Origin of the sequence: Rhizobium sp. N731 (assembly GCF_001664145.1) — a bacterium.
GTDB lineage: Bacteria > Pseudomonadota > Alphaproteobacteria > Rhizobiales > Rhizobiaceae > Rhizobium > Rhizobium esperanzae.
Genome location: NZ_CP013601.1, coordinates 48,504 through 60,000 on the forward strand (window position 1 = coordinate 48,504; position 11,497 = coordinate 60,000).

The following is an 11,497-nucleotide window of genomic DNA, read 5'->3' on the forward strand; positions in this document are numbered from 1 at the left end:
ACAGGTGTTTTATGACAACAATCATTACAGTTCGAAAAGGCGGCAAGGTGGTGATGGCGGGCGATGGCCAGGTGAGCCTCGGCCAGACCGTCATGAAGGGCAATGCCCGCAAGGTGCGGCGCATCGGCAAGGGCGAGGTGATCGCCGGTTTCGCCGGCGCCACGGCGGACGCCTTCACTCTGCTCGAAAGACTTGAAAAGAAGCTGGAGCAATATCCCGGCCAGCTGATGCGCGCCGCCGTCGAGCTCGCCAAGGACTGGCGCACCGACAAATACCTGCGTAATCTCGAAGCCATGATGCTCGTCGCCGACAAATCGATCACGCTGGCAATCACCGGCAACGGCGATGTTCTGGAGCCCGAACATGGCACGACGGCGATCGGTTCTGGCGGCAATTTTGCCTTCGCCGCCGCCCGTGCACTGATGGATACCGACAAATCGGCCGAAGAGATCGCCCGGCGCGCCCTCGATATCGCCGCCGACATCTGCGTCTACACCAACCACAATATCGTGGTGGAACTGCTGGACGTCGAAAGCTGAATCCCGGGCCTTCCGGCTGCTGCCGCGGATGACCTGCCGCGACGAAACAACGAATTGCGGCCGGGCGCCGATGGCTCCGGACCGCCAGGAGAATGATACGCAATGACGACCTTTTCCCCCCGCGAGATCGTTTCCGAACTCGATCGCTACATCATCGGCCAGCATGATGCCAAACGCGCCGTCGCAATTGCGCTACGCAATCGCTGGCGTCGCCAGCAGCTCGACCCGAGCCTGCGCGACGAAGTCATGCCGAAAAACATCCTGATGATCGGCCCGACCGGTGTCGGTAAGACGGAGATTTCCCGCCGTCTGGCAAAACTCGCCGGCGCGCCTTTCATCAAGGTAGAAGCCACCAAGTTCACCGAAGTCGGTTATGTCGGCCGTGATGTCGAGCAGATCATCCGCGATCTGGTCGAGGTCGGTATCGGCCTGGTGCGCGAGAAGAAGCGGGCCGAGGTGCAGGCCAAGGCGCATGTGAGCGCCGAGGAACGCGTGCTCGACGCGCTGGTCGGCACCACCGCTTCACCGGCCACCCGCGAAAGTTTCCGCAAGAAGCTCAGAGACGGCGAGCTCGACGACAAGGAAATCGACATCGAGGTGGCCGATGCCGGTTCCGGCATGGGCGGCTTCGAAATACCCGGCATGCCGGGCGCCAATATCGGCGTGCTCAACCTGTCGGAAATGTTCGGCAAGGCGATGGGCGGCCGCACCAAGAAGGTCCGCACGACGGTCAAGGCTTCCTATACCGATCTGATCCGCGATGAATCCGATAAGCTGATCGACAACGAGGTGATCCAGCGCGAGGCCGTCCGCTCTACCGAAAACGACGGCATCGTCTTCCTCGACGAGATCGACAAGATCGCCGCCCGCGACGGCGGCATGGGCGCCGGCGTTTCGCGCGAAGGTGTCCAGCGCGATCTCCTGCCACTCGTCGAAGGCACGACGGTTTCGACCAAATACGGGCCTGTGAAGACGGACCATATCCTCTTCATCGCCTCCGGCGCCTTCCATGTCTCCAAACCTTCGGATCTCTTGCCGGAGCTGCAGGGTCGCCTGCCGATCCGCGTCGAGCTGCGTCCGCTGAACAAGGAGGACTTCCGCCGGATCCTGACGGAAACCGAAGCAAGCCTCATCCGCCAGTATAGGGCGCTGATGGAAACCGAAAATCTGAACCTCGATTTCACCGAGGACGCGATCGATGCGCTCGCCGATGTCGCCGTGCACTTGAACTCCTCGGTCGAGAATATCGGCGCACGCCGGCTGCAGACGGTGATGGAGCGGGTGTTGGACGATATTTCCTACAATGCGCCCGATCGGGCCGGGGCAGCCATCACGATCGATGCAGCCTATGTGCGCGAACATGTCGGCGATCTCGCGCAGAATACCGACCTGTCACGCTTCATCCTGTGATATCGACGCACCGGTTCATGGCTTTACCGATGTGAATGCCACATTCTGTTGACCTCGACTATCGACAGCGGGCCTTTTCCTTTTTAGTGAAGGCCCGTTTTGTTTTTCGCCGCGGCTTTATTCGGCCAAGATTCTGGTCCAGTCAGCCGCATCGCGAACAGGACGATGAACGGACGGGATAGCGGATCGTGCGACGCCTTTTGACAAGCCTTTTGATTGCCGTTGCCCTTGTGAATTCGGCGCCTGCCTTCGCCATGCAGACGGTGCCGGCCGGCAATCGCCATGCTGAGCAGCCCGATATTCCCGGCGCGTCCGTCCGCCGCACCAAGGGCACCAAGAGCAGCTTCGATCTGAAATATGAGAAGGTCCATGAGCTTCTCGCGACCGATCGCGAACTGATGGCCAAGATCCGCAAGGTTTCCACCGCTTACGGCATCAATCCTATCCATGTCATCGGCGCGATCGTCGGCGAACATACTTATAATGTCGACGCCTACGACCGGCTGCAGGCCTATTATGTCAAGGCGGCCTCCTATGCCGGGGAAAGTTTCCGCTTCGCCTATGACGGCGAAAACGTCGATGATTTCGTGGCGCGGCCGCAATTTACGCAGTGCAAGGGCAAGAGTGATTCCTACACGCTCTGGTCCTGCCGCGAAGATGTCTGGGAAAGCGATTTCCGCGGCAAGACGGTGGGCGGCGAGAGCTTCCCCAACAACCGCTTCAGCGCGGTCTTCTTCCAGCCCTTTTACGCCGGCCAGACCTTCGGCCTCGGCCAGGTCAATCCCCTGACGGCGCTGATGCTTTCCGATCTCGTCAGCCGCGTCTCCGGCTATCCGAAGCTGAACGAGAAGAATGCCGGCGACGTCTATAAGGCGATCATGGATCCCGACATCTCGCTCGCCTTCGTCGCGGCCTCGATCCGCCGGTCGATCGATGATTACAAGGAGATTGCCGGCATGGACATCTCAGGCAACCCCGGCCTGACGGCGACGCTTTACAATGTCGGCAACTCACGCCAGCGTGCCGCAGCCCTGGCTGCGAAAAACCGCTCTTCCGGCGCGACCGTTTGGCCCGAAGAGAATTATTACGGCTGGCTGATCAACGACAAGCTGGACGAACTCAAGGGCCTGCTCTAGCTTCAAGCTTGCCGGGAAGGCGTCGCTCTTCCCTGAAAGGCTTTGACGATGGACATGCGTCCGGACCCCTTCGTTCCGCCGGCACCGCTGCCGCGCACCGTGCCCCCGAGCCGGCTGGATATCATCCGAATCATCCTGCGCAACCCGCTCGAACTCTGGGGCGAGCCTTCTTATACTTTGCCCTGGATCAAGACGAGTTTCTTCGGGCAACACACCCTCATCGTCAATGATCCCGGCTTGATCAAGCACGTACTGGTCGACAATGCCGCCAATTACCGCATGTCCGACATTCGCCAGTTGGTGCTGCGGCCGATCCTGCGTGATGGGTTGTTGACGGCGGAAGGCCAGGTCTGGAAGCGATCGCGAAAGGCGGTCGCGCCGGTCTTCACGCCGCGCCACGCCAAAGGTTTTGCCGGCCAGATGCTGCGGCAATCGGAAGATTTCGTCCGCAAATACGAGAACGTCGATGCGGCTGGCCAGGTCTTCGACATCGCCAGCGACATGACCGATCTGACCTTTGCTATTCTTGCCGAGACGCTCTTTTCCGGCGAAATCGTCTCGTCGAGCGGTCATTTCGCCGACGACGTCAATCAGCTTCTCCACCGCATGGGCCGCATCGACCCGATGGAGCTGCTGCGCGCGCCCGCCTGGGTGCCGCGTCTCACCCGTATTGGCGGTCAGAAGGTGCTGGAAAAATTCAGGGCGATCGTTCGCGACACCATGGATATGCGTCTGGCGAAGATGAAGGCCGATCGCGCCGCCGCACCGGAAGATTTTCTGACGCTGCTCCTGGAACAGGCAGGTCCGGATGGCCTGACCAAGGAGGAGATCGAGGACAATATCCTGACTTTCATCGGCGCCGGGCACGAGACGACGGCGCGTGCGCTTGCCTGGACCCTCTATTGTGTCGCCAACAGCCCGCATATTCGCGAGGCGATGGAGACGGAAATCGACGCTGTTCTTGCAACCGGCGCCGAGCCGGTGGAGTGGCTGGATCTGATGCCGGTGACGCGGGCGGCCTTTGAAGAAGCTCTCAGGCTTTATCCGCCCGCACCTTCCATCAATCGCGCCGCGATCGCCGATGACCTCTGGATAAACGCCAAAGGCGAAAAGGTCGAAATACCGGCCGACATCACCGTGCTCATCATGCCTTGGACGCTGCATCGCCACGAACTTTATTGGGAAAAGCCGCGCGCCTATATGCCGGAGCGCTTCCTGCCGGGAAACCGCGGCAGCATCGGTCGCTTCCAGTTTCTGCCATTCGGCGCCGGCCCGCGCGTCTGCATCGGCGCGACCTTCGCGCTGCAGGAGGCGGTAATCGCACTGGCCGTGATGATGCACCGATTTCGTTTCGATCAGACGGCAACCACCAATCCCTGGCCGGTGCAGAAACTGACGACTCAGCCTCAGAACGGGCTTCCCATGCGCGTGACGTCGCGCATAATTTCCCGAACGGCATAAATCTTTCGAACTATTGCGGAATTGACTGTGAATGAAAGCCGGGCAAAGTGGCAGCATTCACAGGCGTTGCCAGGGAGAATATCGCATGAGCCGCATTGATAAGAACGGTCTTGCCATCGAAACCGTCCTTCACGATTTCCTGACGCAGGAGGTTCTGCCGGGTCTGGCGATCGATGCGGACAGGTTCTTTGCCGATTTTTCGGCGATCGTCCACGATCTCGCCCCGCGCAATCGCGCGCTGCTCGCCAAACGCGACGAGCTGCAGACGAAGATCGATGACTGGTATCGCCAGCATGGCGCCCCGGTGGATATGGACGAATATCAGTCCTTTCTCCGCAGCATCGGCTACCTTCTGCCGGAAGGATCGGACTTCCAGGTCTCGACCGGAAAGGTCGATCCAGAGATCGCCTCGATCGCCGGTCCGCAGCTCGTCGTTCCCGTGATGAACGCGCGTTACGCCCTGAACGCCGCCAATGCCCGCTGGGGCTCGCTTTATGACGCGCTCTACGGCACCGACGCCATTCCCGAGAGCGACGGCGCCGAGAAGGGCAAGGGCTACAATCCGAAGCGCGGCGAAAAGGTCATCGCCTGGGTGCGTGATTTCCTGGATACGGCGGCGCCGCTCCAGGACAGCCGCTGGAAGGATGTCGGCAGCTTCGCCGTCAAGGACGGAACGCTCGTCGTCAGATCGGTCGACGGCGAGCAGACAATGCTCGGGGATGGCGGGCATTTTGCCGGCTATCGCGGTGAGGCCGCGGCGCCGACCCGCATTCTCCTGAAGAATAACGGCATTCATATCGATATCGTCATCGACCCGACAACGGCGATCGGCAAGGCCGATCCGGCCCATATTTCCGATGTCTGGCTGGAATCGGCGATCACCACGATCATGGACTGCGAGGATTCGATTGCCGCCGTCGATGCTGAAGATAAGGTCGTCGTCTATCGGAACTGGCTCGGCCTGATGAAGGGCGATCTGCAGGAAGAGGTGGCAAAGGGCGGAACGACCTTCATCCGCGAGCTCAACCCGGATCTGGACTATACCGGCCCGGATGGCGCTTCGTTCGAGGTGCATCGCCGTTCGTTGATGCTGGTGCGCAATGTCGGCCACCTCATGACCAATCCCGCGATCCTCGACAAGGACGGCGACGAAGTGCCTGAGGGCATCATGGATGCCGTCATCACCGCTCTGATCGCGCTTTACGATATCGGTCCCGCCGGCCGGAAGAAGAATTCCCGCACCGGCTCTATGTATGTGGTCAAGCCAAAGATGCATGGACCAGAAGAGGTCGCCTTCGCCGTCGAGATTTTCTCCCGGGTCGAAGATGCGCTTGGGCTGGCGCGCAACACCATCAAGATGGGCATCATGGACGAGGAGCGGCGCACGACGGTCAACCTCAAGGAGTGCATTCGTGCCGCCCGCGAGCGCGTCGTCTTCATCAACACCGGTTTCCTCGACCGCACCGGCGACGAGATCCATACTTCGATGGAAGCCGGTCCGATGATTCGCAAGGGCGATATGCGCCAGGCAGCGTGGATATCGGCCTATGAGAACTGGAACGTTGATATCGGTCTGGAATGCGGCCTCTCCGGCCATGCGCAGATCGGTAAGGGCATGTGGGCGATGCCGGACCTGATGGCGGCGATGCTGGAACAGAAGATCGCCCACCCCAAGGCCGGCGCCAATACAGCCTGGGTGCCTTCGCCGACGGCTGCAACCCTGCATGCCACCCATTATCACCGCGTCAATGTCGCCCGGGTTCAACAGGGGCTGAAGGACCGGGCCCGCGCCAAGCTGTCAGACATTCTCTCTGTGCCGGTTGCGGTGCGGCCGAACTGGACGCCGGAGGAAATCCAGCGAGAGCTCGACAACAATGCCCAGGGTATCCTCGGCTATGTCGTGCGCTGGATCGATCAGGGTGTCGGCTGCTCGAAAGTGCCCGACATCAACAATATCGGCCTGATGGAGGATCGCGCGACCTTGCGCATTTCGGCCCAGCACATGGCGAATTGGCTGCATCATAAGGTCGTCACCGAAGCTCAGATCGTCGAAACGATGAAACGCATGGCTGCCGTCGTCGATCGGCAGAACGAGTCGGATCCGGCCTACCGGCCAATGGCCGGCAATTTCGATCATTCGGTCGCCTTCCAGGCCGCCCTCGATCTCGTCCTCAAGGGCAGGGAGCAACCGAACGGCTATACGGAACCGGTGCTTCACCGCCGCCGCCTTGAGCTCAAGGCGAAACAATCGGGGTGACCGAGAATACGAAAAGGCCGCCGGGACGACAGTCCGGCGGCCTTTTTTATACCGAATTCGGTATCTAGCCTACTGGATGACGATGACCTTGGAGGTCCCCTTGCCGGGACGGACGCGGCTGTAGAGGTCGATGACGTCCTGGTTCATCAGGCGAATGCAGCCCGAGGAAGCGGCGGTGCCGATCGAAGCCCATTCCGGCGTGCCGTGCAGGCGGAACAGGGTGTCCTTGCCGTCGTCGTTGAAGAGATACATGGCGCGCGCGCCGAGAGGATTGCTGAGGCCGGGGCCCATACCGTCTTCGACGTATTTGGCGACATCGGGGCGGCGTTCAGCCATTTCCTTCGGCGGGTGCCAGGTCGGCCATTCCTGCTTCCAGGCGACATAGGCGGTGCCGGCCCATGCGAAACCCTGCTTGCCGACGCCGATGCCGTAACGCATCGCCTTGCCGTTCGGCAGGATGTAATAGAGGAAACGCTCGCGCGTATTGACGATGATGGTGCCTGGGCGCTCGGTGGTCTGGTAGCTGACCACCTGGCGGCGGAACTGCGGCTTCACCCTGTCGATTGGGATCGCCGGAAGGGAATATCCGGCATCCTTCGTCACGCCATAGGCGTCGTTGAAGATTTGAGCTGTCTGTACCGTCGGGCCTGCGCCCTTGTCGTCGACGGATGCGCTTTCGGAATTGGTGGAGCAGCCGGCCAGTGCGAGCGTCGTCAGCAGGCCAAATACAGGGAATGCATTGCGGATGCGCATAGATAACTCTTGAAGTTTTTGGGCGAGGAGAACAGTCTTTCGACCATCGTTGATTATGGTTTATTTTCGATTAACTTGCGCTTTGCAAGGCTACTGTGGCGCGACGAATTCGTCTGCTGCGCAAATTAAAAGCGCATGGTTTTTTTGCAACAACACACCCGGCTCTGCGACGGTTATCCATGACGATTTTGAGCGTTTACAATAACAATCCGTTAATCGATGGCCGGCAATCGGACAGGGCCATGATGGTGCGGCGCGGAACGCAGATATTGCTGCATGAAATGCGCCATGCCGTGCTGCCGGAACTGCCGCTCGCCAGCGGCCGCCGCGCCGACCTGATCACGCTTTCGGAAAAGGGCGAAGTCTGGATTATCGAAATCAAGACATCGATCGAGGATTTTCGGGTGGATCGCAAATGGCCGGAATACAGGCTGCATTGCGACCGCCTGTTCTTTGCGACTCATGAAGGTGTGCCGCTCGACATCTTTCCGGAGGAATGCGGGCTCTTTCTCTCGGATGGCTATGGCGCCCACATGATTCGTGAGGCGCCGGAACACCGCATGGCGCCGGCCACGCGCAAATCCGTCACGCTCAGTTTCTCGCGTGCCGCCGCGCAAAGGCTGATGATGGCCGAATGGGCGAACGGAAAACCGTTCACCGTGGATGATGTCTGACGAAGGTTTCGTCTATTTCGGCGCGCGTTTGGCAAGGATGCGCTGCAGCGTTCGCCGGTGCATATTGAGCCGGCGTGCCGTTTCAGAGACGTTGCGCTCGCACATTTCATAGACCCGCTGAATGTGTTCCCAGCGCACGCGGTCGGCCGACATCGGATTCTCCGGAAGTTCCGCCTTTTCGCCCGGCCGTTGCGTCAGCGCTGAAAAGACGTCGTCGGCATCCGCAGGCTTTGCCAGATAATCGACGGCTCCGAGTTTTACCGCCGTCACCGCCGTTGCGATATTGCCGTAGCCGGTCAGCACGATGATCCGCGTGTCGTCGCGCCGCTGCCGGATCGCTTCGATGACGTCGAGCCCGTTGCCGTCGCCGAGGCGAAGATCGACCACAGCATATTTCGGCGGCCTGCCTTTCGATTTGGCAACGCCCTCCGCCACTGATTCGGCCGTCTCCACGTCAAAGCCGCGCGTCTCCATTGCCCGTGCGAGACGGCGCAGGAACGGCCCGTCGTCGTCGACGATCAGCAGGCTGGCGTCGGGCCCGATATGGTCTTCATCCGATGCGGCGAAATTTCCATGATTCTGTTCTGTCATCGTCTCGAGTCCCGGCGGTTGGGCCTGATCTTGGTCAACCGTTTTTCTTCTACTTATGCCCACAAACTCATTTTGTCGAATTTGCGTCGATCAGCATTCGCGGCCATTCGATGCGGATGCGCGCGCCGGCTCTTTCCGGCTCGCGGTTCTCGAAAATCAGCGATGCGCCCGAGCGCTCCAGCAGTGTCTTGGCGATGAAAAGTCCGAGCCCGAGGCCGCCGGCCGTATCTTCCTTCTGCCGCTTGGTCACATAGGGCTCGCCGATTCGCGTCAGTATGTCAGGCGAATAACCATTGCCGTCGTCCTCGATGACGATCAGCACTTTGTCGTGATCGTGCTCGACGGTGATGGTCACTTTCTCCCTGGCATAATCGACGGCATTTTCGATGAGGTTTCCGAGTCCGTACATGATGCCGGCATTGCGGTCGGTGACCGGCTCGCTTTTGCGTGGGCTTTTTTCGATAAGCTCCAGCGTGATGCCGAATTCCCGGTGCGGCGCGACGACCTCTTCGATCATCGAGGAAAGCGACAGCCGGCGCATATGCGCCTCGCCTTCCGAGGAGAGCGTCGTCAGCCGCCGCAGAATGTCACGGCAGCGTTCGCTCTGGCTCCGCAACAGCATGACATCCTCGCGAAAGCGATCATCGTCCTTGAGCTCGCGCTCCATTTCCTTGGCGACGACGCTGATCGTGGCAAGCGGCGTGCCGAGTTCATGAGCAGCGGCGGCAGCCAGGCCGTCAAGCTGCGAGAGATGCTTTTCCCGCTGCAGCACCAGTTCGGTCGCGGCCAGCGCATCGGCAAGCTGGCTTGCTTCCATCGAGACGCGATAGGCATAGAAGGCGGCAAAGGCCATGGTCGAGGCGATCGAGCACCAGACGCCGAACTGCATGACGTTGTGGACATTGATCTCGACCCCGTCGAACCAGGGCAGCGGGAAAGGCGAAAAGGCAAGCACCGTGATGCAGACCATCGCAAAGCCGATCAGCGCCGTGCTGTAGCGGATCGGCTGTGAGGCAAAGGAGATGATAACGGGCACGCAGACGAGTGCGGCGAAGGGATTGGCGAGGCCGCCGGTGATGAAGAGCAGCGCGCAGAGCTGCAGGAGATCGAAGCCGAGCAACGCGAAGGCGGCCGGCGGCGCCAGCCGGTGCGTCGGCGGATAGCGGATCGTCAGGTAGAAATTCACCCAGGCAAGGGCGGCGATCAGCGAAGAGCTGGCGATCAGCGGCAAGGGAAATTTCAGCCAGAAGGCGACGATGAACACCGTCAGCGCCTGGCCGCCGACGGCAAGCCAGCGCAGCCGCACCAGCGTCTGCAGCCGCAGTCTGCGGCTGCTGTGCCGGTCTTCCAGCGTATGGCTTTGCGTCTTGTCGATCACGCCGGGCTTGTCGATCATGCCGGGGCTCCTTGATGGCTCTCATGTACCACGTGGTTTTGCCCGTGTCGTCGGTAACGCCTCTTCCGGCCGCTCCGGCCAGGGATGGCGCGGATAGCGTCCACGCATCTCGGCGCGTACGTCCTTCCACGAGCCCGCCCAGAAACCGGGCAGGTCGCGCGTCGTCTGGATCGGCCGGTGCGCCGGCGACGTCAGCTCCAGGAGCAGCGGCAGGCGGCCTCCGGCGACCGCTGGATGCTGTTTGAGCCCGAACAACTCCTGCACCCGGATCGTCAAGATGGGCTCCTCGCCCTCATATTGGATAGGATGTCTTTGACCGGTCGGCGCCTCGAAATGCGTCGGCGCAAGCCGGCTAAGATCGCGCTGCAGCTCGTGCGGCACCAGCGACATCAGCCCGTTCGTGAGTCCTGCCGCAGAAATCTCGGAGAGGCTGCGGGCGTCTTCCTGGAAGGGAGCGAACCATTCCTCCAGCCGGGAAAGCAGAGCATCGTCGCTGACATCGGGCCAGGGATCACCGATCGTCCGATGAAGGAAACCGATCCGTTCGCGAAGCTGCAGGGCCTCCTTCGAGAAGGCGAGCTGATCGAGCCCCAGTTCGCGCACGCCCTCCATCAGCGCCTGAGTGATGGCGACCCCGGAAGGACGCGGCAACGGCGTCTCTTCGAAGACGATCGCGCCGAGCCGGGTTGCCCGCCGCGCCCGCACCTGCCGGCTTTGCCGGTCGAAGAATGTCTGGTCATCGGTTCTGATCTCGCCAGGTAGTTCGGCTTCGATATCCCCACGAGTCACTTCGGCCGCCGCCAGAATCCGTCCCTGTGCCGCGCGTCCGGTGAGATCGGCGATGACGAGCATCTGGCTGCCGGCGAGCCTCTCGGTTTCCGGCAGTTCCGCTCCCCGCCCGTTCGCCATCACGAATCGCCCGCGCCCGCCGCGCTGAAGCGCGATCCGATCCGGGAAGGCATGCAGCAGAAGCTGACCCGCCAGTACAGGTGCGGCCCTGGTGACGGTATCGAGGCCGGCAGCCAGCCGCCCCGCCAGCCGCCGCGAGGCATCGGCTCTTTCGCCGCGCTCGGCCTTGAAGCGCCGCAGCCGGTCCTCAATGTCGATGCTCGGTCCGCCAAGCCCCTGTTCGGTCAGGAGCACGGCAATCATCGCCGCCTCCCGGGCATGGCCCGATTCGCCTGATGAGACGACCATGGCGGCAAGCCGCGGCGGCAGAGCGAGATCGCGCATCATTTTGCCGCGGACGGTCAACGCGCCATCCTTGTCGAGCGCTCCCA

10 protein-coding genes (1 of these 10 running past the window's edge) are annotated in these 11,497 nt (G+C 61.3%); 6 read left to right on the forward strand and 4 right to left on the reverse strand.

Annotated elements, in window-relative coordinates; translation table 11 throughout:
* Positions 1-11 precede the first annotated feature (11 nt).
* From hslV to AMK02_RS00270, 5 genes are all read left to right on the forward strand, one after another.
* The gene (gene hslV, locus AMK02_RS00250) at positions 12-539 is read left to right on the forward strand and encodes an ATP-dependent protease subunit HslV (protein WP_064800163.1); all 528 of its coding nucleotides are present in this window, start codon (positions 12-14) and stop codon (positions 537-539) included.
* A gap of 102 nt (positions 540-641) precedes the next feature.
* Positions 642-1,949 carry an ATP-dependent protease ATPase subunit HslU gene (gene hslU, locus AMK02_RS00255; protein WP_064708200.1) on the forward strand — a complete coding sequence of 436 codons (1,308 nt, stop codon included), beginning with the start codon at positions 642-644 and terminating at the stop codon, positions 1,947-1,949.
* Positions 1,950-2,137: 188 nt separating this feature from the next.
* The gene (locus AMK02_RS00260) at positions 2,138-3,085 is read left to right on the forward strand and encodes a DUF1402 family protein (RefSeq protein ID WP_064800164.1); all 948 of its coding nucleotides are present in this window, start codon (positions 2,138-2,140) and stop codon (positions 3,083-3,085) included.
* Positions 3,086-3,133: 48 nt separating this feature from the next.
* The gene (locus AMK02_RS00265) at positions 3,134-4,546 is read left to right on the forward strand and encodes a cytochrome P450 (protein ID WP_064800165.1); all 1,413 of its coding nucleotides are present in this window, start codon (positions 3,134-3,136) and stop codon (positions 4,544-4,546) included.
* Between the two features lie 85 nt (positions 4,547-4,631).
* Positions 4,632-6,803: a malate synthase G gene (locus AMK02_RS00270; protein ID WP_064800166.1), complete on the forward strand. Its 2,172-nt coding sequence runs from the start codon at positions 4,632-4,634 to the stop codon at positions 6,801-6,803.
* Positions 6,804-6,872: 69 nt separating this feature from the next.
* Here AMK02_RS00270 and AMK02_RS00275 read toward each other — a convergent pair whose 3' ends face one another.
* The gene (locus tag AMK02_RS00275) at positions 6,873-7,556 is read right to left on the reverse strand and encodes a L,D-transpeptidase (RefSeq protein WP_064800167.1); all 684 of its coding nucleotides are present in this window, start codon (positions 7,554-7,556) and stop codon (positions 6,873-6,875) included.
* 179 nt (positions 7,557-7,735) lie between these two features.
* On the opposite strand from AMK02_RS00275, the gene AMK02_RS00280 reads away from it, so the two are divergent.
* Positions 7,736-8,230: an MmcB family DNA repair protein gene (locus AMK02_RS00280; protein WP_011423458.1), complete on the forward strand. Its 495-nt coding sequence runs from the start codon at positions 7,736-7,738 to the stop codon at positions 8,228-8,230.
* Positions 8,231-8,242: 12 nt separating this feature from the next.
* Here the strand turns inward: AMK02_RS00280 and AMK02_RS00285 are convergent, their stop codons facing one another.
* The 3 genes from AMK02_RS00285 to hrpB form a co-directional block, all read right to left on the reverse strand.
* Complete coding sequence (locus AMK02_RS00285) at positions 8,243-8,821, reverse strand: ActR/PrrA/RegA family redox response regulator transcription factor (protein ID WP_064800168.1); 579 nt, start codon at positions 8,819-8,821, stop codon at positions 8,243-8,245.
* 67 nt (positions 8,822-8,888) lie between these two features.
* Positions 8,889-10,217, reverse strand: a complete 1,329-nt coding sequence (locus AMK02_RS00290) for an ActS/PrrB/RegB family redox-sensitive histidine kinase (protein ID WP_064800169.1) — start codon at positions 10,215-10,217, stop codon at positions 8,889-8,891.
* Between the two features lie 21 nt (positions 10,218-10,238).
* Positions 10,239-11,497, reverse strand: the 3' portion of a protein-coding gene (gene hrpB / locus AMK02_RS00295) for an ATP-dependent helicase HrpB (RefSeq protein WP_064800170.1). 1,207 nt of this gene lie beyond the right edge of the window; only the last 1,259 of its 2,466 coding nucleotides appear in the window; its start codon lies beyond the right edge, outside the window; its stop codon occupies positions 10,239-10,241.

Coding starts and splice junctions, on each gene's coding strand:
- AMK02_RS00265 (WP_064800165.1), top strand. CDS start 3,134: ATGGACATGCGTCCGGACCCCTTCGTTCCGCCGGCACCGCTGCCGCGC.
- hslV (WP_064800163.1), top strand. CDS start 12: ATGACAACAATCATTACAGTTCGAAAAGGCGGCAAGGTGGTGATGGCG.
- AMK02_RS00290 (WP_064800169.1), bottom strand. CDS start 10,217: ATGATCGACAAGCCCGGCGTGATCGACAAGACGCAAAGCCATACGCTG.
- AMK02_RS00285 (WP_064800168.1), bottom strand. CDS start 8,821: ATGACAGAACAGAATCATGGAAATTTCGCCGCATCGGATGAAGACCAT.
- AMK02_RS00270 (WP_064800166.1), top strand. CDS start 4,632: ATGAGCCGCATTGATAAGAACGGTCTTGCCATCGAAACCGTCCTTCAC.
- hslU (WP_064708200.1), top strand. CDS start 642: ATGACGACCTTTTCCCCCCGCGAGATCGTTTCCGAACTCGATCGCTAC.
- AMK02_RS00275 (WP_064800167.1), bottom strand. CDS start 7,556: ATGCGCATCCGCAATGCATTCCCTGTATTTGGCCTGCTGACGACGCTC.
- AMK02_RS00280 (WP_011423458.1), top strand. CDS start 7,736: ATGACGATTTTGAGCGTTTACAATAACAATCCGTTAATCGATGGCCGG.